This is a genomic window from Kordiimonas aestuarii (genome assembly GCF_025574465.1).
Taxonomy (GTDB): Bacteria; Pseudomonadota; Alphaproteobacteria; order Sphingomonadales; family Kordiimonadaceae; genus Kordiimonas; species Kordiimonas aestuarii.
Genome location: NZ_JAOBPP010000021.1, coordinates 125,135 through 146,339, shown reverse-complemented (window position 1 = coordinate 146,339; position 21,205 = coordinate 125,135). Strand labels below are relative to the sequence as shown.

24 protein-coding genes are annotated in these 21,205 nt (G+C 54.8%); 8 read left to right on the top strand and 16 right to left on the bottom strand.

Going from position 1 to position 21,205, the window contains the following annotated elements:
* The first annotated feature begins 104 nt into the window (after positions 1-104).
* On the top strand, positions 105-1,361 hold the full coding sequence (locus OEU85_RS13260) for a serine hydrolase domain-containing protein (protein WP_262691981.1): 1,257 nt from the start codon (positions 105-107) through the stop codon (positions 1,359-1,361).
* 49 nt (positions 1,362-1,410) lie between these two features.
* Here OEU85_RS13260 and OEU85_RS13255 read toward each other — a convergent pair whose 3' ends face one another.
* The 13 genes from OEU85_RS13255 to pabB form a co-directional block, all read right to left on the bottom strand.
* Positions 1,411-2,628 (bottom strand): energy transducer TonB, encoded by a 1,218-nt coding sequence (locus OEU85_RS13255; RefSeq protein WP_262691980.1) that lies wholly within the window; start codon positions 2,626-2,628, stop codon positions 1,411-1,413.
* A 135-nt stretch (positions 2,629-2,763) separates the two neighbouring features.
* On the bottom strand, positions 2,764-3,165 hold the full coding sequence (locus OEU85_RS13250) for an ExbD/TolR family protein (protein ID WP_262691979.1): 402 nt from the start codon (positions 3,163-3,165) through the stop codon (positions 2,764-2,766).
* A 10-nt stretch (positions 3,166-3,175) separates the two neighbouring features.
* Positions 3,176-3,799, bottom strand: a complete 624-nt coding sequence (locus OEU85_RS13245; protein ID WP_262691978.1) for an energy transducer TonB — start codon at positions 3,797-3,799, stop codon at positions 3,176-3,178.
* 595 nt (positions 3,800-4,394) lie between these two features.
* Positions 4,395-5,750: a tetratricopeptide repeat protein gene (locus OEU85_RS13240; RefSeq protein ID WP_262691977.1), complete on the bottom strand. Its 1,356-nt coding sequence runs from the start codon at positions 5,748-5,750 to the stop codon at positions 4,395-4,397.
* Positions 5,751-5,768: 18 nt separating this feature from the next.
* Positions 5,769-6,386 (bottom strand): energy transducer TonB, encoded by a 618-nt coding sequence (locus OEU85_RS13235; protein ID WP_262691976.1) that lies wholly within the window; start codon positions 6,384-6,386, stop codon positions 5,769-5,771.
* Complete coding sequence (locus OEU85_RS13230; protein WP_262691975.1) at positions 6,386-6,787, bottom strand: ExbD/TolR family protein; 402 nt, start codon at positions 6,785-6,787, stop codon at positions 6,386-6,388. The genes OEU85_RS13235 and OEU85_RS13230 overlap by 1 nt, the downstream gene beginning before the upstream one ends.
* Before the next feature lie 60 nt (positions 6,788-6,847).
* Positions 6,848-7,267 (bottom strand): ExbD/TolR family protein, encoded by a 420-nt coding sequence (locus tag OEU85_RS13225; RefSeq protein WP_262691974.1) that lies wholly within the window; start codon positions 7,265-7,267, stop codon positions 6,848-6,850.
* 24 nt (positions 7,268-7,291) lie between these two features.
* Positions 7,292-7,819, bottom strand: a complete 528-nt coding sequence (locus OEU85_RS13220; RefSeq protein ID WP_262691973.1) for a MotA/TolQ/ExbB proton channel family protein — start codon at positions 7,817-7,819, stop codon at positions 7,292-7,294.
* Positions 7,806-9,170 (bottom strand): MotA/TolQ/ExbB proton channel family protein, encoded by a 1,365-nt coding sequence (locus tag OEU85_RS13215; RefSeq protein WP_262691972.1) that lies wholly within the window; start codon positions 9,168-9,170, stop codon positions 7,806-7,808. The genes OEU85_RS13220 and OEU85_RS13215 overlap by 14 nt, the downstream gene beginning before the upstream one ends.
* A 2-nt stretch (positions 9,171-9,172) precedes the next feature.
* Complete coding sequence (locus OEU85_RS13210) at positions 9,173-9,949, bottom strand: DUF3450 domain-containing protein (protein WP_262691971.1); 777 nt, start codon at positions 9,947-9,949, stop codon at positions 9,173-9,175.
* A gap of 634 nt (positions 9,950-10,583) precedes the next feature.
* A complete protein-coding gene (locus tag OEU85_RS13205; protein ID WP_262691970.1) occupies positions 10,584-10,790 on the bottom strand; it encodes a hypothetical protein in 207 nt (68 codons plus the stop codon).
* Positions 10,791-10,995: 205 nt separating this feature from the next.
* The gene (locus tag OEU85_RS13200) at positions 10,996-11,868 is read right to left on the bottom strand and encodes a fumarylacetoacetate hydrolase family protein (protein ID WP_262691969.1); all 873 of its coding nucleotides are present in this window, start codon (positions 11,866-11,868) and stop codon (positions 10,996-10,998) included.
* Between the two features lie 10 nt (positions 11,869-11,878).
* Positions 11,879-13,723: an aminodeoxychorismate synthase component I gene (gene pabB, locus OEU85_RS13195; RefSeq protein WP_262691968.1), complete on the bottom strand. Its 1,845-nt coding sequence runs from the start codon at positions 13,721-13,723 to the stop codon at positions 11,879-11,881.
* Positions 13,724-14,068: 345 nt separating this feature from the next.
* Here pabB and OEU85_RS13190 point away from each other — a divergent pair, with 345 nt between their 5' ends.
* The 6 genes from OEU85_RS13190 (at position 14,069) to OEU85_RS13165 (ending at position 18,673) form a co-directional block, all read left to right on the top strand.
* Positions 14,069-14,986: a transporter substrate-binding domain-containing protein gene (locus tag OEU85_RS13190; RefSeq protein ID WP_262691967.1), complete on the top strand. Its 918-nt coding sequence runs from the start codon at positions 14,069-14,071 to the stop codon at positions 14,984-14,986.
* A gap of 105 nt (positions 14,987-15,091) precedes the next feature.
* Positions 15,092-15,721 carry a LysE family translocator gene (locus tag OEU85_RS13185; RefSeq protein ID WP_262691966.1) on the top strand — a complete coding sequence of 210 codons (630 nt, stop codon included), beginning with the start codon at positions 15,092-15,094 and terminating at the stop codon, positions 15,719-15,721.
* 71 nt (positions 15,722-15,792) lie between these two features.
* Complete coding sequence (locus OEU85_RS13180; RefSeq protein WP_262691965.1) at positions 15,793-16,311, top strand: MgtC/SapB family protein; 519 nt, start codon at positions 15,793-15,795, stop codon at positions 16,309-16,311.
* 72 nt (positions 16,312-16,383) lie between these two features.
* On the top strand, positions 16,384-17,307 hold the full coding sequence (locus OEU85_RS13175; RefSeq protein WP_262691964.1) for a diacylglycerol/lipid kinase family protein: 924 nt from the start codon (positions 16,384-16,386) through the stop codon (positions 17,305-17,307).
* A complete protein-coding gene (locus OEU85_RS13170) occupies positions 17,304-17,891 on the top strand; it encodes an exopolysaccharide biosynthesis protein (RefSeq protein WP_262691963.1) in 588 nt (195 codons plus the stop codon). The genes OEU85_RS13175 and OEU85_RS13170 overlap by 4 nt, the downstream gene beginning before the upstream one ends.
* Positions 17,873-18,673 carry a metallophosphoesterase family protein gene (locus OEU85_RS13165; RefSeq protein ID WP_262691962.1) on the top strand — a complete coding sequence of 267 codons (801 nt, stop codon included), beginning with the start codon at positions 17,873-17,875 and terminating at the stop codon, positions 18,671-18,673. The genes OEU85_RS13170 and OEU85_RS13165 overlap by 19 nt, the downstream gene beginning before the upstream one ends.
* A gap of 25 nt (positions 18,674-18,698) precedes the next feature.
* Here the strand turns inward: OEU85_RS13165 and OEU85_RS13160 are convergent, their stop codons facing one another.
* Positions 18,699-19,088: an MAPEG family protein gene (locus OEU85_RS13160; protein WP_262691961.1), complete on the bottom strand. Its 390-nt coding sequence runs from the start codon at positions 19,086-19,088 to the stop codon at positions 18,699-18,701.
* An 89-nt stretch (positions 19,089-19,177) separates the two neighbouring features.
* On the opposite strand from OEU85_RS13160, the gene OEU85_RS13155 reads away from it, so the two are divergent.
* The gene (locus tag OEU85_RS13155) at positions 19,178-19,771 is read left to right on the top strand and encodes an SRPBCC family protein (RefSeq protein WP_262691960.1); all 594 of its coding nucleotides are present in this window, start codon (positions 19,178-19,180) and stop codon (positions 19,769-19,771) included.
* A gap of 103 nt (positions 19,772-19,874) precedes the next feature.
* Here the strand turns inward: OEU85_RS13155 and OEU85_RS13150 are convergent, their stop codons facing one another.
* On the bottom strand, positions 19,875-20,054 hold the full coding sequence (locus OEU85_RS13150) for a hypothetical protein (RefSeq protein ID WP_262691959.1): 180 nt from the start codon (positions 20,052-20,054) through the stop codon (positions 19,875-19,877).
* A gap of 134 nt (positions 20,055-20,188) precedes the next feature.
* On the bottom strand, positions 20,189-21,142 hold the full coding sequence (locus tag OEU85_RS13145) for a glycosyltransferase (protein ID WP_262691958.1): 954 nt from the start codon (positions 21,140-21,142) through the stop codon (positions 20,189-20,191).
* Positions 21,143-21,205 lie beyond the last annotated feature (63 nt).

Below are 21,205 nucleotides of genomic sequence, written 5' to 3'. Positions count from 1 at the left end.
GGATAGTAAACGTATCCAGCGTCGGGTAACAGCCCGGTGACTGTTTGTGCATTGTTTTTCCCTGACGCTGCGCTATCTTTTTCTCCCAAGGGGAGGAGTACTTCATGCTCAAACATCTATCGATATTTATTCTTCTGGTTGGCCTGACAACAACCGCTTCTGCAGCAGACCTGCCGGAAGTGTCACCGGCGGAGGTTAATCTCTCTGCCGATACGCTCGATGCCATGACAGCGCATTTTCAGGCGTATGTAGATGACGGACGGCTTGCGGGGCTGACTACGCTCGTAGCGCGAAAGGGTAAGGTCGCGCATTTTGCCACCTATGGCTCTCGCACCATTGAGAGCGGCGAACCCATGTCTGAGGATGCCATTTTTCGTATTTATTCCATGACCAAACCGGTGACCGGTGTCGCGCTTATGATGCTGTACGACGAAGGCAAGTTCGAGCTTGATGACCCGGTTTCCAAATATATACCGGCTTTCAAGGGGCAGCGTGTTTTTAAAAGCGTTGCAGAAGACGGCAGCCTTGTTACTGAACCCGTTGCGCGTGAGGTGACTGTCCGTGACCTGATGCGGCACACTGCGGGGCTGAGCTATGGTGTATTCAGTGAAACGCCGGTCGATATGAGCTACCGCAAGAACCAGCTCATCGGCTTCGACCAGCCCTTGAGCGAATGGGCGCCCAAACTTGCAGCGGAGCCACTGCTCTATCAGCCAGGGGCCGCTTGGGTTTATTCGCTGGCGGTTGATGTGCAAGGCTATCTGGTTGAGGTGCTTTCAGGTCAGCCATTTGACGTGTTCCTGCGTGAGAGGATATTTGAACCCCTGGGCATGCACGACACCGGGTTTTATGTGCCAGAGGGCAAAGCAGACCGGCTGGTTGGCATTTATGACGTGGACAAGGAAAAAGGCCTCGTACCGACGCAGAACAAGCTGATACAGGACTTCACCATTAACCCGCAGTTCAAATCAGGCGGTGGTGGCCTTGTTTCCACGACGGCCGATTACTGGCGCTTCGCCCAGATGGTCGCCAATGGTGGCGAACTTGATGGGGTGCGGCTCCTTCAGCCGGAGACGGTCCGGATGATGCGTACTAATCAACTACCGGACGGTGTAAACGGCATTGCAGGCAAGGGCGTAACAGGTTTCGGGCTTGATTTCGCCGTGGTGGAAGATGCCGAAGCTTTTGGCGGTGGCGGTAAAGCCGGTGAATATTACTGGGGTGGTATGGCCAATACCGTGTTCTGGATAGACCCCACAGAGGATATTGTCGCTATCGTGATGACAAATGTTCTGCCTTATGGGGTGGTCGATCTGCGGACAGACATGCGCAAATATGTGAATGAGGCCGTGGTCGACTAGGTCGCTGTACTGGCCGGAAGAGGGAGGCAGGCTCATGGCCTGCCTTTTTCTAATCTTCCACCTTGAAAGTGAAGGTATATTTCACGCCTTCGACGCGTTGAGCTTTACCGTCAACGATTTCAGGTTTGTATTTGAATTTTGACGCCGCACGCTTGACGCTGTCTTCAAAATACCCTGCGGGGTTGCTTTCCAATATCCTGATGGAGCGGGAATTGACGCTACCGTCCTTCTCGATATCAAGGCTTATGAGCACGCGCGCATCGGTGATCCCGTCTCTTAACGCTTTGGCAGGAAATTGGGGTTGCACCCGTACGACTGGCAGATAGTCTTTCTGGCCTCTGCGCGGCTGCTTCGCCTTGGCGTCTGTTTCAGCTGGTTGTGCTTTTGCAGCCTGTGTCGAGCGGGCCTTCTCAAAAGCCACTTGGAAATCCAGATATAGATTTTCGACGGGCGAGGTTGTTGTGACATCAGCACAGGCAGCCTGATTTGTGCGTACTTCGTCGAGGGTCATTTGCTCGTCGGTGTTTCGCATTTCCATCATCATGCCCGCGAGGATCTGGCAATATTTTTGCTCCGGCCACCGACTGATCAGGGCCAGCGCGGTCTTTTTCGCTTCCAGTTGGTGGCCTTGTTCCCATTGGGAAGACAACAGCATTTTGTACCAGACTTCCTTGACGCCGCCGCCGCCATAGGCCTGTCCGGCATTGATGGCGACTTCGATGTGTTTTTCCGCTTTGGCGAAATCCCGGGTGAGATAATACAGCTCCGCCAGAAACCTGCTCTGGGCCTGTGACAACGTGGGCATCCGGTAAACAGTCTTGTTGGCATATTCGGCTGCCTGTCTCGTGTCACCCTGAGAGTGATAAAGCTGGGCAAGGCCAAAGAGAATATTGATCTCCAGTGCTTCCGGGATTGAGTCGCGATAATTGAGGATGGTCTCATATGCTTCGATGGTTGCCGGTGAATCGTTTTCTGAAAAGGCAATCATGGCCTTGAGTTGCCAGACGACGGCTTTTTCATAGTCATTGATGCGTGTCAGGCGAAGCGTTTCATTTAATACGGCTTGTGCACGGGGGTAGTCCTTGTCTGCTATGGCTTCTTGTGCAGCCTGAATCTTCTTGTGAACGGTCAGGCTCATGGCGGGGACTTTTCGTATGGTGGATGCCGCGGCAAGATAGAGGTCTGCGTCCAGTGCTTGTGCGGGTATGCTTGCAAAAGTGGCGGACAGCGTCAGCGCGGTACCGGTGAACAAGTGGGTCAGTTTCATGCATTCCCCCATCAAGAAACGATCAGCGATAATGGGATGATAAACGCTTTGGGACCGAAGGAAATACAGGATGTTCAAAAAGAACGGGATGGCAATAGCTTGCCATCCCGCTTGCGGTTCATCGTGTAACGCCCATTACTCTACTTGAACCGCAATCCTGTCGTTTGCCATGCCCGCCTTGGACGCCTGGTCATGAAGGCGTACGAGAAGGCCGGTATGGCTATTCTCATTGGCTGCTATCACCACAGGGGCCTCCGGGCGCGCGGTACTCTCTTCTTTGATGATGGCTTCGGTCATCCAGGGGTCCACCAGCCGACCTTCATAGAAGATGTTGTTGTCGGCGCTGATGCGAAAGGCGATGGGCGTGGTTGGTGCCTTGGGCCCGGTTTGCGTTTTGGGTATATTGGGGGTGATGCCACTTTCCTTGATGAAGCTTGATGTGACGATGAAGAAAATCAGCATGATGAAGACAATGTCCAGCGTCGGCGTCATATCGGGGCTCGCTCCGCAGTGGTTCAATGAAGTCTTATATCTCATGGTTGTCTCCTCAGTCGTCGCTGGTCAGTTCAAAAACAAACCGGTAACGGATGCCGTTTGACGCGCGTGGGATACCGCCCACGACAGTGGGTTTGTATTTGAACTTGGCGATAGCAGCGAGCGCGGCGTGCTCGAACAAGCCCTGGGGTTCCGCCTTAATCACCCGAGCATCAGCCACTGTCCCGTCCTCGCGTACGGTAAATTCAACCACAGCCGAGCCTTCAATGCCGCGCTCAAGTGCCCGGCGGGGATACTGTGGTTGCACACGCACGAGCGGTATGCGCTCACCGTCCATATATCCGGGACGGAACCCACCGTCGTCTCCGGCGCCGGTTTGCGGCATGGGGGCAGGGCCGAGGCGAAGGCCTATGAATTTGTCATCACCAAGGTCCACCGTCGGCTTTGGCGGGACTGGCACGGGCTTCACCTCCTGCGGCGGCGCAACTCTATTGATGGGTCGTATCTCTGGTTCGTCCGGAACAGCCAAAATGATGTTCGGGTTGAAGACCGGCCGTTCTGCCGGGAATGATATATTGTCTTTGGTGATAAGCCCTTGCATCAGTAGAAACAGGCCGAAGGTTGTGAAGGCTGCCCCGCTCACAATGGGAAATGCCCGCATATTCGTTGTGTTCATGATACCCTCCTTATTGTTACAACATAACAATAACACCAAGGCGAGATATAAAAAAGTTATATTATAACAATATATCGCACATCCCGGCCAAGTCGCCCTATTTTATCAAGCCAGCGCTGACGACGGTTATCGCTCGCGCCTTCCACCATACCGAAAACTGCGCTGCGGGTCGGTCCCACGCCGGAGAAGGCGGGGGTGTTGCGCTTGAGCGGCGAATAACCGGTGGGCCAGACCCGGCATACCCATAGTTACGACAATGTGTGCGGAACAGCCTTTCAGGAGTTTGCGCCAGGCAAGCGGTTACTTGCCTTTACCCTTCATATCAGGGCGCAGTATCTGTTCGAAAAACTGAGTCGTGCAGGCATGCCCGGGACCAGAGAGGGTAGATTATAAGCACATGATCGGCGCGTATGATTGCTCTCTGCGAAGCTTCAAGGGTTTCAGGGCGTAGGCCGCCGTCCCATTCTGCCTTGCTTCTGCCCATTGTGGAAAGGGTTGCCCGAAGCTCCGAGTATGATCAGCGATCGTGCGGGGCTGCAAACAAAAAACGGCGCCCCGAGGAGCGCCGTTTGTAATCTGGTTGAAAGCCTTGGCTTTAGCCCTTCAGCATCTCTTCGCGGGCTTCTTCAGCTTTGAGGTAATTACGCCACTGGGTAATCATGCGACGGTCCTTCTGGTCGGTTGCCATTTTACGGGCAGCGTCGAAGGCGTCGTGCGCTTCCTTGAACTGTTTCAGCTCGGTCAGGGCCTGACCTTTCTGCATGACAGCGGTTAGCGTCTTGCCTTTGTCCTTGGTGTCCTTCGTACCCTTGAAGGCGTCAACAACATTGTCAAAGCTGTTTACCGCGTCCTTGTAGTGTGTCAGCTGCATCTGAACCTGCCCGATCTGGAACCACAGGTCACCATCGGCTTCGCTCTTGGCGGCAACAGAAAGCGGCTTGAGGGCCTTTTCATATTCCGTTGCCATCAGGTAGCACTGGCCAAGGGTTTTGTAGTTCTGCGCTGTTTTCTCGATCCGGTCTTCCTTGAAAGCCTTCTCAAGTACCCAGGCACATTTGATCGGCGCACCACGCGCCAGCTGAATCTGAGCCACGTTGACGAGTTGAACCGGCTTATCGTCGAGGAAGCCCTGCTTGTAAGCGGCTTCTGTAAGCGAGTAAGAGGTCTTTTCGTCGCCAAGCTCCTGGTAGACACCCGCAAGCTGGATCCAGTATTGCGGCTTCGGCCAGTTGATCAGCAGGATTTCGAGCACGTCACGGACCTTGGTATACTGGCCAAGCTCCCAGTGTGCCGAAAGCGCCATGCCGTACCATTGCTCCTTCACCTCAACCGTATCAACGGCCTGAGCGTCGGAAATGGCGCGGTAGATGTAGTCAAGCGCTGAGTCAAAGTCGGTCAGGGTGTAATAAACCTGTGCGATGAACACAAGGTGGTTAACGCTGACAACTTCAGCCCGGGGCTCCCAGATCTTGATATATTCGAGGGCTTTATCGTAGTTTTCCTCGCTATAATAGAGCTGGGCCAGACCATAGAGAATGTTGAGCTCAAGGCCGACAGGAATGCTTTCGGAATAGCTGAGGATTTCCTCGTAGGCCCGGATTGTGGCCGCCGTGTCATCCTCTTCATAAGAGATCATTGCCTTCAGCTGCCACGCAACGGCTTTTTCATAGTCGTTGATGCGTTTGCTTTCGAGCGTTTCGTTGAGGATCTCTTTTGCTTCAGTGTATTCCTTGAGGTCCATGGCCTCCTGAGCTTTCTGGATCTTCTTGTGAATATCCAGGCTCATGGCCGGTACCTTTCGCGTTTTGGCGCGTTCGGCGTAGGACTGTTCTTCTTCCTGTGCAAAGGCTTTACCGCTCAGGCTGACGCCCTCCGGCAGTGGCAGTGCCGCGAGGATCGCAGCAGCTGCAACAGCCATAGGAAGGGACTTGATGGTTTTGATCATATCCATGATTTTCTCCTGTCCCCCTTAATCAGCCAAGTCAAAGGAGAAGCGGTATTTAACACCGGTCACCTTTTGCGGTTTGCCGTTTACAACCTTCGGCTTGTATTTAAACTTCTCTGCGGCTTTTGTCGCAGCGCGTTCAAAATAGCCTTTAGGGTCGGCTTCGATGATGATGATGCTTTCAGGCGGTACAGTACCGTCTTCGGCCACCGTCAACTCCACGATCACGTAACCCTCGATACCACGTTCCTGAGCGCGGCGGGGGTATTGTGGCTGTACACGTACAAGCGGCAGATAGTCACCATCCTGGCTTGGCCCGAGGTCGATGGAACCAAGATCAACACCGGAACCGGAGTTCGCGCGGCCAATCGAAAGGTTCATCTTGTTCGGTCCGTCAATCTCCACCTGAGGTGTTTCCATCTCTGGCGGCGGAGCTTCCACTTCTGGCGGCTTCTCTACCTTGCGCTCCATGCGCTGTGGTGGTTGTTCATTGATGTCTTCAACAACATCGATGAACCGTAGCTGCTTATCCTCATCCAGACGAACATCGTCATTGAATGCAACCAGCTTGTTCATCAGAAAGAACAGGCCAAAGGTTACAGCGGATGCGGCCAAGAGCGACGAAATTACACGAGTAATCATCAGTTCCTCTCCGCAGCAATGGCTATTTTGTCAACGCCGGCATCGCGCACAGCGTCATACACTTTCATCACCAAACCTGCCTTCGATTCGACATCAGCCTGGATCGCAACTGTCCCCTTCGGGTTTTCCGCATGGAGTTTTTCCACAGTGGTGCGGACTTCCTCCAGCTTCACTTCGTTACGATTGATATGGATCAGGTCGCTCGGTGTCACGGCGATCAGAATGCTAACCTGTTTCTGGATAACAGCTGACTCCGCGTCGGGCTTCACGACCTGAACCCCGGCTTCCTTCACGAAGACCGCGGTGACGATGAAGAAGATCAACATGATGAACACGATGTCTAGCATCGGCGTCATGTTGATTTCAGCATCCTCTTCTTGGTTTTGTGCGTGGTCTCGCATTGTTTTCTCCACTACGCCCTGAAGGGCGGCCCTTGAGGCGGGGGCTAGCCCCCACCGGCTTTATTTCTTGGGCGTTACGACGATCTTTTCGCGAGCAATGCCGATAGCCAGTGCAGCGTCATAGATACGAATGACGTTGCCGGTAAAGGCACCCTCTGAAGCCTGGATCACAACCGGCGCTTCCGGGCGTTCCACACTTTCCTTCTTGATGATTGAACTAACCGCCGAGATATCCACGTTGCGGAAATCATGAGAGATACGGTTGTTGTCATCGATAATGAAAGCAATGGCACGCTTGTCATCGTCCGGTGGCGGAGGATTGTTCTGGGTATTGTTATCCTCCGGCTTATTAATCTCCAGGCCAGCTTCTTTGACAAAGGAAGCGGTAACGATGAAGAAGATCAGCATGATGAACACGATGTCTAGCATCGGCGTCATGTTGACTTCTGCTTCTTCCTCTGACTTCGAGAATTTACGCATTGGTTAAACTCCGACTTTCTGGTCCTAGTGATCCATGGTCAGGCTATCTTCGAGCCGCTCTGATTCACGCTTGGCGACGCGTTCGATATAGGTGCTCAGGAACACGCCCGAGAGCGCAGCAACCATGCCCGCCATTGTCGGGATTGTTGCTTTTGAAACACCTGCTGCCATTGCACGGGCGTTTGAAGACCCCTGCGAACCCATGACATCGAACACTTCGATCATGCCGGTAACTGTGCCCAGAAGCCCGACAAGCGGACAAAGGGCGACGAGCGTTTTGATGAGACCGATTCCCTGATTAAGGTTGTCGTTCACTTCAGAGATCATGGCAGCACGGATTTTGTGTGCATACCAGGACCGGCGCTCGGCACGGGATTCCCATGCATCAATTACGCGGTTCTTCTGTTTCTTGAACTCCAGCGTGAAGTACCAGAGACGCTCAACGATTAGCACCCACATGATGAACGTGACCGCGAGGATCAGGAAAAGGACGTCGCCGCCCCTTTCCATGAACTGGCGGATCGCGTCGAATGCTTCATTAAGCGCTAGCATTCGCATGCTCCTTCTCTGCGTGTACGGCGATGATGCCAGCGGATTGCTCTTCAAGTACGTGAATCACGGACTTGGAGGTACCGGCAACAAAGGCGTGCAGGAGCAGAGTCGGGATAGCGACCATGAGACCTTCAACCGTCGTCATGAGAGCGGCCGAAATACCGGAAGCCATCATGCTTGGGTCACCAGTACCAAAGAGGGTAATGGCCTGGAAGGTTTCGATCATACCGGTCACCGTACCAAGAAGACCAAAGAGTGGTGCCACAGCGGAGATCAGTTTGATCAGAACAAGGAAGCGCTCAAGGGCGGGCGTTTCCTTCAGGATCGCTTCGTCGAGCTTCAGCTCAAGCGTTTCTACGTCAACGTTTTTGTTGTTTTCGTAAACAGCAAGAACACGACCAAGCGGGTTGTTGGTGTTGACCGTGTCAGACTGGATCTGACGACGTACTTTGCCTTTAACGATCAGGAGGTAAATCCACTGTACGATCGCCATCAGAACGCCAACCGCACCCAGAGCAAGAGTGATGTAACCGATTACGCCACCTTGGTCGAGACGTTCGCGTGGTGTCGGGCGCTCAACTTCGAGGTTGAGGAGTTGACCACGGGTCGGATCGATACCAACACCCACGAGACCGGAGTTTGCGTCCGTGAACTCATCCACAGTGTCGGTGAACCGGCTGGAAGGCTGACGCTGCAGTTCAGCAACAGAACCGTCGTTGTTCAGCGTGTAGTATTTGTCACCGCTCATCAACGCGAAGTCACCAACGCGGGTCAGCGGCACAACCGTGCTCGTGCCGTCTGTCAGGCTCACTTCGTGATCGAAGGTCACAACCTGGCCGGAACCGATTGCTTCGAGGATCATCTGGCTAGGCCATGTACGGATTTCGTCGATTGTTGGCAACTCGGATGCGTCCGCAGCTTTTGCTACCAGATTGTCGATTTCTTCCATGCGACCTGGGTTGTCGATGGTCACGTGTGACGTCTTGATAACAGACTTGGCGTCACCCGCAGCTTGTTGAAGAACACCGAACAGTTCCTGAAGCTGACCAAGACGGTCGCGCTGCATCTGAACCTGTTTTGCGATTTCTTCTTCGTTTGCGCGACGAGTTTCCTCAAGACGCGCAGATTCGCGCTCGAGGCGTTCTTGCTCTGCGCGAGCCTGCGCGAGAAGTTGTTGCTGTTCGCTCTTACGCGCCTGGAACTCGGCCTCACGACGTTTGTGTTCAGCGGACTCGGTCACGCTGCCTTCACGAACTTTGGTGAGAAGGGAGTTGAGATCGGCGGTTTGAGCCTGGGCGGCGAAGGTCGCGCCAAAGACCAGGACAGCAGCTGATGTCAGAATCTTTTTCATTGTTATTTCCCTTTCGGCGCCTGGATCGGAAGTTCCACGATATCAAATGGAACCTGACGACGAGCCATGCGGATCATATTTTTCACAGGAGCCGCAAACTCTTCGTCCAGTTTCTTCCACGTACCGGATTCTTTATCCCAAGCCGCGGACTCTTTGCCGTCTTTGGTTTGATAATAGAAGCCAACACGACCGACGCGAACGAAGTTCACTGTACGACCATCGTCCAGTTTTGCTTCGTAGGCGTTTACAGAACGACCGTACTGCGTTTCGGCTTTGTAGGCCTCAAGCACAACACGGAAGCGCTCTGGATCGCTTACGTTTGGATCGTCCATGGCATCCCGCAGGGCTTCGACACGCTCAAGGCGTTCGTCGCGCTGGAAAGGCACGTCCGCTTTAATGAATTCCTCCAGGTTGGAGATCATATCAAGCATGAGCGGCGTAATCTGACGTTTGATTTCGTCGATACGACCGATCGAGTTTTTGATTTTGACGATCTCTTCTTCCTGCTTTTTGATCACACGCTTTTGTTGGGCATTGTAAGCCTCAAGACCAGCGTTGGTTTTCAATACCGTACGGTATTCACCAAAAAGTTTGGAAGTGGCATCAGCAGTTTTATCAATGCGTTGCTGAGATTCCTGTGCGAGTTTAGTGGCCTGGTTGACCTCTTCTACGATCGACTTCAGGCGTGCATCTTGTGCGTTGGCAAGAGTTGCGCCGAGAAGGATCGAGGCAACCGCAGCCGTCGAGACAGCTATCCGTTTCACTTTAGCCTTATCCATTTTCTGCCCACATGGGTTTTAACAAAGCCGCATGATTTATCTCCGAAAAGATCCCCCATGCAGCGGATTAAACCTTGCAAAGATTATAAGCCGCAGGGCGAGAACACCCTTAAGGCCCGAAACCTTTACCCTATAAAATTGGGAGCAAGCCAACATCACGCAGAAGCCGAAATTTATCATTTCCGGTCTGATACGAATGTTGTTTCAAAAGGCTTTCCCGTACCTCTCCCAATTGTGCCGACCGCCTCACGAATTAATTCCGTGTTATCTCGTTATGTTTCTCGCCATCACATGTCCCTCCTCGGGGAGGTGGGAGGACGATTTTTATCGTTGTTTTCATATCCGGTGCACTCACATGCACCATTTTCGAAAATGAGACGGGCGGTCCGGCTCGGTGCCTATCATCCAAGAATCTTCTGCGATTCCAAGCAAAAATTTCACTTTTCGTGTCTGAGACGGAGTCAACATATAATTTTACTGCGTCGGATCACCTGAATGACAGGGTGTTTGATTATGTGATAATGTAACTTTTTTGGTAAAAAGTCAAATGTTTAGAGGGGTATCGCTACTATCGGTTGATGATTACAGCTTGGGCGTAACAAAAGTTACACCCTAAAACTTTGGTTTAGAAAGTTCAGCAGATGCGCTTTTTTTTCTGCTGCATTTCGCGAAGCGCGGCTACGACACCATGCCACTGATTCTCGTTACTGATCTGCATTGCATGCTCAAGACCCATATGGCCCGAAAGCCGGACGGCGAGAGCGCGGCAGTCGTCAGAAATATAACTATCTTCGAAATCTGCCGTGGATACAGAGGAAGCACCGGTGGATGATGAACGCATACTCTTTTTACCTTAGTTAAGCTATCGAGCGTGTCTCATACGGGTCGGCTCAATCCCCACCAAAGCTGACCCTCTGCGACAAGGAAAAGACTACGCTTCACATCTAAAGAACCAGTTAATGTGTGCATGAAAATTTAGGCAAAAGCGTGGTGAGAGCATGCCGAAGCCAAGGCGGCGGGCTGCATGTCTGGTGCTTCTGTTGGCCTCAGACGGGTTCGATATCGACGGGCTGCACCGAAACCTCAAGCGAATCGAGCGCGTCAATCTCCACGCGCAGGCGTTGGCCGGGGGAGAGAAACAACGGGGGGGTACGCCCTGCGCCGACACCGGCCGGTGTGCCTGTCAGGATAATATCGCCTGGCTCAAGCTCTGTTATTGCGCTGATGGTGGCGATCACATGGGGCACATCAAACAGCATCTGGTCGGTATTGCCGTTTTGCATCACGGCGTCGTCCACAAAGGTGCGCACGCCAAGCCTGAGCGGCAGATCAAAGGCGTGGATTGGTGCGATGGTCGGGCCGAGTGCGCCGGACCGGTCGAAATTTTTCCCCAGCGTGAACTGGCTTGTGCGCTTTTGCAGGCGGCGTAACGAGCCGTCGTTGGCGGCCGTCAGTCCAAAAACATGGTTCCATGCATCTGCGGGGGCGATAGCGCGTCCGGCACGACCCATGACCACAGCAAGTTCGCCCTCGAAGTCGAAAGTGGGGTCACCCACAGGGTATTCTATGTCTCCGCCATGGCCGACAAAGCTGGACGGAAAACGGATGAAGATGTCAGGGGCTGCCGGGCCACCTGGCGCTGTCATCCCCATTTCGCGCGCGTGGTCGGCGTAGTTTTTGCCAACACAAAAAATGCGGCTGGCGGGGCCGAGTGGCGGCAGCCAAGTCACACCCTCAAGCGACAACCAGCCCTCGTGGCGGGCGGCGGCTTCAGCGCCTGTGTTCCAGCTCGCGGTGCGCAGGAATGCACCCAGGTCCTGTGGAGCGCCGGGGAGCGCGCTACCTGTGGGCAGAAAGCGGTCGCCATCTACAAAAGCGAGAATGTCGAGATCGTCTTTCCTCAATCGCGCAAGCCGCATGCCGTCTCTCCTAACGTGTTGTGATATCCAGCGTGACGCGTCGCAGACCACGCACGCTGTTGCCAATATATATCTCGTCGGCATCCAGAAACCGACGTCGGCTGATGGGTTCGACGATGATCTTCATTTCATCTGACGCCAACAGCTCCGCGCGTAGGATACCCGGCAGTACGCCAGCATCAAGGGGAGGGGTATACCACTTGCCACCCTCCACAATGAAGACCGTACTGATAGCGCCTTCCGTCAACTCATTGCGTTCATTGAAGAAGACCGTATCAGCATATCCGGCGCTGAAAGCCTGGGCGAAGGCCCCGTCATACGTCTGCCTGCGCGTCGTCTTATGGGCAAGAAACCGGTCGGCTGATCGTGTGCGCTGCCGGGCGATGCAGACGCGAGCTTCCGTCTGTCCTTTGGCTGGCAATGCTGTGCTGGTGACAGATGCCGAGCCGCGTGGTCCTACAAGCAGCCGGACCCGGCGTGTTTTGCTTGCGCCTGAAAATACTGCCGCATGGTCTGCCAAAACCTCCCGCACATTGGCGTCATCATAAGTAAAGTCGAAGTATGCAGCACTATCCGCCAGGCGGGTCAGATGCCGGTCGAGCCGTGCGTAGGTGCCATCGGTGTCGAGTCGCAACGTTTCAATCAGGGAGAAACTGTCAGCATCCTCGCGGGCGAACCGCGCTTTCAGCAGGCATTCCTCATATTCAGCCGCTGTGTCACTATCGGCAACCACACCACTGCCTATGCTCAGGCGCCCATGCCCGGCGCTGTCCAGCACAATGGTGCGAATTGGCACATTCAGGCTCCAGCGCGGTCCGCCTTGATTCGTTTCCGGGCTGAAATGGCCGATTGCGCCGCAATAGACGCCGCGAGGGTCATGCTCAAGCTCATTGATAATTTCCATCGCCCGTACTTTTGGCGCGCCGGTGACCGACCCACATGGGAACAGCGCGGCTAGAAGCTCAGATGGTGTCAGGTCGTCCGGCGCATCGGCGGTGACGGTTGAGGTCATCTGATGCAATGTGGGGTACTTCTCAACCTCAAAAAGGGCCGGCACTTTAACGCTGCCATGTTTGGCGATCCGACTCAGGTCGTTACGAATCAGGTCAACAATCATGAGGTTTTCTGCACGGGATTTGCTGTCACTACGCAAAAACCCCGCCACGGTCTGGTCTTCTGCGGTGGTGCGACCGCGGGGGGCGGTGCCTTTCATCGGGCGACAGGCAAGATGCGTTTTGTGGCGTTCGACAAACAGTTCCGGGGAAAGGGAGAGAACCCGCCGGTCACCGGTATCGATGAAAGCGCCATAGGGCACCGGCTGGTTTTGCCGTAGCCGCTCATATAGCGTCAGTGCGTCGCCTTCGACATTAACAGGCAGCACGAAGGTATGATTGATCTGATACACATCGCCTGCAGCTATATAGTCGTGAATGCGGTTGAGGGCGGAAGCATAGCTCGCGGAGGTTTCTTTCGGCGTGCCGATCTCGAGCCGAGCTGGGCGTCCGCTGCCGCGATGGCTGGCATGAAAAAGGTCGTTCAGCTCGGCCGCCGTCAGTGACTGATGCTGTCGTGTGACCAGCATCCACAGCAGTGGTTCGCTTGCCAGGGGCCCCATGCGCTTTTTAATCCGGGGTTCAAAATAGGCGGCACACTCGTATCCGATCCAGCCTGCGAGATGATAGCCCCGAGCCACGGCGTCATCCATGCGCGCCAAGGCCGGACCAACCTCTTCCAGCCGGTGAGCCGTGATAATGTCATCAGGAGAATGAAACAGCACCGACCGCCCCGCCCGGTGTGGGGGGCGGCTGTCATCCAGAAGGACAAAAGGGGCCTGCCTCAAATCGCGGATGCTCACGCGTGTACCTGTCTCAATCGTTATCGGGTCTGCATGTTTGCCCGGAAAGGGGCCGGGGTTGTTCGCGCACCTTATGTGACGAAGCGACCGCCGCGTCAACACACACTGATTTTACCGGAAAACCGTGATCTGCTCGCGCGGTTAATGTCAAACGCTTCAACGCCTGGCCGCATGGTCGCCCCCCAGCGGTCGACCCTACCGTCGCCAGGTGCGGGCGGGTAGGTCAGTTCATATCCCTTAAGGTGAATCACTTTCATCTCTTGCATCGGACAGCGCGCTCGCCGATGATGATAGTCGATATGGCGTCAGGGGAGAGGAAACGTGATTCTGCCGGGGAGGCGTACCATGCATTGTTTCAGCGTTTTTGCTGCTATGTTGCTCTTGGCGGCTGCGCTGACGCCGTCTGTTGCTATCCGGGCAGAATATCGCCAGACAGACGATTCGGACAGCACGTCACGGCAGCCTTCAACCATAAACTGGTATACTCACAGCTTTCCCCCGGCCTTCATCGGCAGTGGCCCTTTTGAGGGGCAGGGCTATCAGGATGAAATCCTCAGCTATTTCGAAAACAGGCTGACCGGTTTCACCATCAAACGCCACCAGACCGCTCTGGCCAGGGTAATTGCAAGTGTGCGGTACGGCACAGCAGCCTGTGCCGGTGCGCTTGGCCGCACGCCGGAACGGGAAAGATTTATGATTTTCTCTCGCCCTATTTTGACCTCTCTGCCGATCCGCCTCGTGGTCGGTGAAAGCGATATGGCACGCATTGACCCCTATCTTGACGAGCGTGGGCAAATAAGCCTCGCGACCCTTGCCCGAATAGACGGCATGCAGGGCAGTGCCGTAAAAGACCGGACCTACGGCGCTGTGCTTGATCCGTTTGTAAGGCGTGCGCGGGAACGCGGGTTGCTGCATACGGCTGCACGGCCTGAGCTTGCGTTTTTGATGCTCGCACGCGGGCGGGTGAGCTATACTTTTGCCTACCCAGACGAAGTTGGCTACTTCATGCGGCTGCATGCTGGCAAGGACCAGATGAACAGTCTTGTCACGCTACCCATTGCTGAAGAAGCAGGGCTTGTCACCAGCTACATCGGGTGCAGTAACGATTCGGCAGGGCGTGCAGTGATCAAGGCGGTAGACGATATCCTGACCGCACATGGGTACGAAAAAACACCGCCATGGCAAGTGCCTTATCTGCGCTGGATTGACGCCGCAGCCCGGTCCGACCTGTCGCGGTTTATGACGATATCCGGCAAAAACTGAGCACTTGAAATCCGATGCTTTTAATTCCACACATCAAACAGGTGCCTCATTTCCGGCACCATCTTTTCCTATGCTTATTTGCAACAACCAGATAGGGGCTGGGCCATGTCGTCTTTTGAGCAGTTGATACCGTTTTTTATCGCGACCGCAATCTTCGCCTTTGTGCCGGGGCCGGCAATTCTATATACCGCCGCGCAGACGTTGGCACGAGGCCGGAAGGCCGGATTCATGGCCGCCCTTGGCATCCATCTGGGCTGTTACGTCCATGTGATTGCAGCAGCCCTGGGGTTGAGCGTTATCTTCACTCATGTGCCGTTTGCGTATACGGTGGTGAAGGTGGGCGGGGCAATATATCTCATATGGCTGGGTATCGGGCTCATTCGTCAGCAGCAGAAAGCCGGTGACCTGCCAGCTGTGGGCGGCAAATCAGCCCGCCGCGCATTTTTTGAAAGCATGTGGGTCGAGATACTCAACCCCAAGGTGGCGATTTTCTTCATCGCCTTCCTGCCACAGTTTATTGATCCTACGGCCAGCCTACCGATGTGGGCGCAATTCCTTATTCTTGGCGCGTTTGTGAACCTGTCGTTTTCAAGCGCGGATGTCATCGTCATCCTTGCTGCTGACAAGGTTGCGCGTCGGGTCAAGGCGTCATGCATGGGCTCTCGGTGGGTGGGTTGGCTATCCGGCATGACGCTGATCGGTCTCGGCGCGCGGCTTGCACTATCGGAAAAATAGGCGTCCGGCAGGCCAGCGAACACGGCTTGCATAGTACCGCCAACTTAAAAAAAGAATGTGAGATTGATTATATGGAAACTCTGTTGTCGACGTTGAATATTTCCGTGGTGTCGTTGCCTGAACTGGTGCTGCGGGTCGCCCTTGCGCTGATTCTTGGTATGATCATTGGGCTTGACCGTGACAATAAAAACAAACCGATAGACTTTCGCGCCTATATGATCATCGCTGTCAGTAGCTGCGGTATTGCCATTTTGGGGCAGGAAATCCAGCATGTTTACCTCACCACCGAAGGGACCCCGCATATCGATATGTCCAAGCTGATGGAGGGCGTGTTGACCGGTATTGGCTTTTTGGGTGCGGGTGCCATTGTCAAACAAGGCAACATTGTTGTCGGTACCGCGACCGGAGCCAGTATCTGGGCGTCGGGCACCATTGGTCTGACTGTTGGTTTTGGCTTCTACGGCGTTGCGATCCTTATTTTTCTCGCGATTGTCCTGACCTTGACGCTGGGCGGAATCTACCGGGAGAAAGTGCAGGGAATAGCGGACAGCGGACCCAATAAAAAAGAGGAAATGAACGGCAAAGACTGATGTGGTCTAAAACCGGTCATACCGGGGATGTATTTATGCAGGCGTCTATAAAAACTTCGCCGGGTGAGCTCCATGACCAGTACAACCCCTTACCATCTGTTGATCAATAGCGGATCAGGCACCGCCGGGAAGACCGGGCGCGAAGCGCTTGAGCGAGCGGTGGCCGAGAGCGATTTGCCAATTGCAAAGCTGGAATTTGTCGCGCCCGATGCGTTGGGGGACCGTTTGGCGGAGGCCGCGGGTGGTGAACACCCGGTCCTGATCGGCGGCGGCGACGGCACGATTAAAACCTGTGCGGAGTATATGCTGGAAAGCAATAAGCCCTTTGGCGTGCTGCCACTTGGGACCATGAACCTGCTGGCGCGCGACGCGGGCATCCCGCCGGACCTTGACGCTGCGCTGGCGGCATACGCAACTGGCGCGCGTGAAGTCGCCATTGATGTCGGCTGGGCGGGGGACGAGTTGTTCCTGTGCTGCGCTGCCCTTGGCATGCTTGCCGAATCTTCTGAATTCAGGGAAGAAAACCGAGGTCAGAACGACCTTGTTTTGCTGCCGCGTCTGACCGCTTTTGTTTTCAACAGGATGGACAAGGTTTTCCAGCGCCGCGTGGAACTGACGATCGGCAAGCGCCGCCGTCGTCTCAACACGGCGATGCTTGTTATTTCAAGCAACGCGTTTGACAAGTCAGGCAACTGGCTGATGGAAAGCTTCCGCCGCCGCAACCTGCGGGGCGGTGCGCTGGCAATTTATTCAGCGGCACCTGCGGACAACTGGGACAAGGTCCGTTTGCTGATGCGCTTGCCGACAGGCGGTTGGGGGCGTGACCCGGTGGTGCGCGAGTGGCAGGCGCGGCAGCTTGTGCTGCATTCCGGTCACAAAGAGGAGTTAATCTCACTCGACGGAGAAACCCGTACGGTGGAAATGCCACTTCATTTCCGGATTGAGCCGCGGGCGTTGAACCTTCTTGTACCTCAGGGGGACGGAGAGATGTCATGACCGATACGCACGCGCTGAGTGGAACGCTGGACACCATACGGGATGAAACAGAAGGAGACGAGATCAGTGTGCAGGCGCTGGTGGAGGCCCTTAATTCCCGTGGCTATGGTCCGCTTCTGATCGGTCCTGCACTCATTACAATTTTGCCGACGGGTGCCATCCCCGGCGTGCCGGATGTCTGCGCGCTTATTGTCCTCCTGGTCTCGTTGCAAATACTGCTTAAACGTCGGCACCCCTGGATACCGGCGCGGCTCTCGCGGTTCTCCTTCAGTCGGGACAGGTTCATCGACGCGCTCGAAAAGGCAAAGCCCTATACGACCAAGGTGGATAAGGTGATTTACCCGCGCCTGCGGTACTTCACAAAAAGCGAGTTTGAGCCGGTCGGCGCAATCATCTGTATCCTGTTGGCGATATCGATCAGTATTCTGGGCTTCATTCCGTTTCTGGCGGCGTTACCTGCGTCAGGTATATTGTTTATGGGGCTTGGCCTTGTCGGCCGGGACGGACTGATGCTCGTATTCTCCTTCATCATATGTCTCGTTTCGCTTTGGGGCATGTACACAACATGGACGGCGATTTTCTGATGAGCTTCATGCGCCTTGTGCACCTCTCAGACCTGCATTTCGGCACCGAGGAGGCCGATGTGGTTGAGGCACTTGTGGGCGTGATACGGCGGGCGGGGCCGGATCTTGTCGTGGTTAGCGGTGATTTTACGCAGGTGGGAAGCGCGCGCGAGTTTCGTGCCGCGCGGACTTTCCTTGAAAGCCTCGGTGCGCCGGTCCTGTCGGTACCGGGAAATCATGACATCCCGCGCTTTAATCTGTGGGAACGATTTGCCAACCCCTATAAAAAATACCGCAAACACATTAAGGATGAGCTGTGCCCTGTGCATGAGGGGCGAGGGGTTATTGTCGCGGGCCTCAATTCAGCCCGGCGGGCATTGCCGCACTGGAACTGGGCCAATGGTGCCATTTCCGAGAGCCAGCTTGAGTATCTTGCAGGTGTTTTTGAGAAAAGCCCGGCCAAACACCGGGTGTGCGTGTTCCACCATCCCATTCATGACGCCGTGAACGTACCGCTTGATACCAGGGTTTTTGGTGCGCGCCGCGCCCAGGCTGCGCTCAGGCGGCTGAAGGTTGATGTGGTGCTGACGGGGCATGTGCATCACGCCTCGGTCACCACGCTGGGGGATGAGGGCCACAAGACAGTTTATCTCAGCGCCTCCACTGCGTTGTCGACCCGGCTTCGCGGCCAGGAAAACGGCTTTAATATTGTCGAGATATGTGACGGCGAACTGGATGTGCAGGTGTTTGCAAAGGGACTGAACGGGTTTGAGATGACGGAAACCCATTCAGTCAGGATTTGAACGCGGGCAACGGGCCGCGGGCTGGTTACATCAGGTGGTAACCCTTCAGCAGGCCAAGCACACTGGCCAGCACAATCACCAGCCATGACAGGATGGTGCCCCAGAACCGGTAGGGGTTGCGACCTTCGAACTTGCCGAAGGTCAGACCATGCATCAGGCGACCCAGAACAAAAGCGGCGCCCAGAACCATTATATACAGCGGGTTTGTGCCCTGATACTCCAGAAGGCCCAGCAGGATCAGTGCCATCGGAGCAAATTCTGTCAGATTGCCGTGTGCGCGAATGGCGTGTGCCAACTTATCGTCGCCACCATCACCAATCGAGACCTTGGCCCGGCCGCGGTGCTTGGAGACATTGAAGGAAAGATAGATAAGAAGCAGGCCCAGAAAGCTTGCCGTAATAAGTGTGATTGTCATATGCCCTCCCCAGAATTATGCCGCCCTTGCATCGGACGGTGCTATCAATAAAGTGGGCTGGGTAAGCCGCGTGGTCAAGGGGATTGAAGGTGCGAGACCGTTTTAGAGACTGGAATCTGTTGCATAAATCTGTGGTGGCAGTGATTGCCGCTGTGGTTTTCTCTGTCGTCTTTCGCCTTGTGTTGGTGATCGATGCCGGGTTCGAGTTGACCTACGAGAAAGTAATGCCCTACAGCGCCAGGGACATCTGGGCCTTTATCGATGACGACAAGAATCGCGTGCGCTGGCAGGCTGAGCTGGTGGACACCCAGCGCCTGACTGGCGACATGGTGCAGGCCGGGTCCACACGCCTTCTGTTCTGGAAGCGCGGGTACAAGACCTGGCATGCGGTGGAACAGACCAAGGAAGCATTGCCTGAACGGCTCTTCGCCACCATTCAGGAATCTGACAGGGACCAGCGCTGGTACCGCATAGAGCTGGCGCCCGAAGGGGAATGCTCAACCCGTGTTTCAGTGAGGGAGGTCATCCGCCCCAAGGCCTACAACAAACGCTTCTGGTTTTTCAGTGAGGAAGGCGTGCATGACGCGCGTTGGGACGCGTCATTTGCCGCGCTTGATCGCTGGCTAAAACGCTCAGTGGGCGATATGTGTGCGGGCAGAGAGGCTGGCAGCGAAACACCATAGGGCGTGCCCATGGTCTGTTTCACATCAGGTGCAGCAAGGGGTTTTGGGTCACTGTATTGGCACCGGCCGGGGCTATTTTCAGGCAGGCGGGGTGTGCGGGCGTTCAGGAATTGTCGATAGCGAAATCGGTAAATTCCCATTCGTCGATATTGTCCATCTCAGCCATGAAAAGATTCTCGGCCGCCACAACAGCTTCTTCTTCAGACCCCGCCTCTACCTCAGTAACCCAATAAAAGGTGCCATGGGGCAGGCTTGCTTGCAGGGTGACTTTCTTGCGGGCCATTGCGGTTTCCTTTGTCTGGCTTTGGTCTCGAGCATTCTTTTGCCCGGTCTAGCATGAAGAATTGCCGCCTGCAATCCACTGTGGGCCGGTTGATCCCTCTTTGTTAAACCGTGAATATTGACAGAGAGTTAAACTCACGCGGGGGAGATTTTTTCGCCCCGGCGGAAGGCATCATTCAACTGGTAAAAATATTCCATCGGCTGGCGGCGAATGGTCTGGAACAGAAAGCGCGCGCGCTCGACAAAATGCTTGCGGCTTTCATACACCTTGAAAGCCTGCGGGGACTCCGGCAACGCCTTAAGCTGCGCTTTGTAACGCTCATATTCCTTCAGTTCAAAGAGGATGGCGGCTGTCGCTAACTTATTGAAATGATAATACTTTATATTACCACTCCATGGTGCTCCCTTTTCGTCACGGTAGATGTGGCCGATCTCGACATCTTCGATCAGTTGGCAGGTGCCGCCAGACAACCAGCTTTTCATGCTTACCAGCGCTTCCTCGCCGCCATAACGATGCAGCCCACGGTAGCCGCCGATGCCGAGAAAATAATCCCGCCGGGATGCGTAGTTTCCGCCCAGGATGCAGGGAATATATGAGGTGCCGCTTTCGGCTAATTGGTCGGTGTTCCATTTGGGTTGCAGGGATTTGTTGAAATCTTCCTGCTCGAACACGAGGCTTGCACCGTGGCCCACAACACCGCCCTCATAAACACCACCCTGCTTAAGAGGGCGGCTTCGTGTGCAATAGAGCGCGTTGGGGTCATTGTCGATAATATCGTTGATAATATGGTGCCAGTCGTCGGCATAAAAGCGCATATGGGAATCAAGGAAGATGATATTTTCCGTTTTCGCCCAGCTGGCTCCCTTGTGCCGCGCGTGGGCAGGCCCGATCTGTTCCTCGTTCACGAGATAACGGCAGTGATATCTGTCGGCAACCGTTTCATAATCCACCCCGTCCGTCGATGCATCGTTGATGAGCAGGATATCAACCTCATCCCCGCAGGTCTGCCGGATGCCACGGGCTGTATTTTCCACCTCCTCGCCTTCATTGGCGAAGCAGATCACGGCGGTTAGCTTGGGCATGGTCATGATGAAGGAACCCTTGGTATTGGCTACTCGCCACGATAGCGTGGGGATAGCCGGAAGGCTACC

Coding starts and splice junctions, on each gene's coding strand:
- OEU85_RS13260 (WP_262691981.1), top strand. CDS start 105: ATGCTCAAACATCTATCGATATTTATTCTTCTGGTTGGCCTGACAACA.
- OEU85_RS13255 (WP_262691980.1), bottom strand. CDS start 2,628: ATGAAACTGACCCACTTGTTCACCGGTACCGCGCTGACGCTGTCCGCC.
- OEU85_RS13250 (WP_262691979.1), bottom strand. CDS start 3,165: ATGAGATATAAGACTTCATTGAACCACTGCGGAGCGAGCCCCGATATG.
- OEU85_RS13245 (WP_262691978.1), bottom strand. CDS start 3,799: ATGAACACAACGAATATGCGGGCATTTCCCATTGTGAGCGGGGCAGCC.
- OEU85_RS13240 (WP_262691977.1), bottom strand. CDS start 5,750: ATGGATATGATCAAAACCATCAAGTCCCTTCCTATGGCTGTTGCAGCT.
- OEU85_RS13235 (WP_262691976.1), bottom strand. CDS start 6,386: ATGATTACTCGTGTAATTTCGTCGCTCTTGGCCGCATCCGCTGTAACC.
- OEU85_RS13230 (WP_262691975.1), bottom strand. CDS start 6,787: ATGCGAGACCACGCACAAAACCAAGAAGAGGATGCTGAAATCAACATG.
- OEU85_RS13225 (WP_262691974.1), bottom strand. CDS start 7,267: ATGCGTAAATTCTCGAAGTCAGAGGAAGAAGCAGAAGTCAACATGACG.
- OEU85_RS13220 (WP_262691973.1), bottom strand. CDS start 7,819: ATGCTAGCGCTTAATGAAGCATTCGACGCGATCCGCCAGTTCATGGAA.
- OEU85_RS13215 (WP_262691972.1), bottom strand. CDS start 9,170: ATGAAAAAGATTCTGACATCAGCTGCTGTCCTGGTCTTTGGCGCGACC.
- OEU85_RS13210 (WP_262691971.1), bottom strand. CDS start 9,949: ATGGATAAGGCTAAAGTGAAACGGATAGCTGTCTCGACGGCTGCGGTT.
- OEU85_RS13205 (WP_262691970.1), bottom strand. CDS start 10,790: ATGCGTTCATCATCCACCGGTGCTTCCTCTGTATCCACGGCAGATTTC.
- OEU85_RS13200 (WP_262691969.1), bottom strand. CDS start 11,868: ATGCGGCTTGCGCGATTGAGGAAAGACGATCTCGACATTCTCGCTTTT.
- OEU85_RS13190 (WP_262691967.1), top strand. CDS start 14,069: ATGCATTGTTTCAGCGTTTTTGCTGCTATGTTGCTCTTGGCGGCTGCG.
- OEU85_RS13185 (WP_262691966.1), top strand. CDS start 15,092: ATGTCGTCTTTTGAGCAGTTGATACCGTTTTTTATCGCGACCGCAATC.
- OEU85_RS13180 (WP_262691965.1), top strand. CDS start 15,793: ATGGAAACTCTGTTGTCGACGTTGAATATTTCCGTGGTGTCGTTGCCT.
- OEU85_RS13175 (WP_262691964.1), top strand. CDS start 16,384: ATGACCAGTACAACCCCTTACCATCTGTTGATCAATAGCGGATCAGGC.
- OEU85_RS13170 (WP_262691963.1), top strand. CDS start 17,304: ATGACCGATACGCACGCGCTGAGTGGAACGCTGGACACCATACGGGAT.
- OEU85_RS13165 (WP_262691962.1), top strand. CDS start 17,873: ATGGACGGCGATTTTCTGATGAGCTTCATGCGCCTTGTGCACCTCTCA.
- OEU85_RS13160 (WP_262691961.1), bottom strand. CDS start 19,088: ATGACAATCACACTTATTACGGCAAGCTTTCTGGGCCTGCTTCTTATC.
- OEU85_RS13150 (WP_262691959.1), bottom strand. CDS start 20,054: ATGGCCCGCAAGAAAGTCACCCTGCAAGCAAGCCTGCCCCATGGCACC.
- OEU85_RS13145 (WP_262691958.1), bottom strand. CDS start 21,142: ATGACCATGCCCAAGCTAACCGCCGTGATCTGCTTCGCCAATGAAGGC.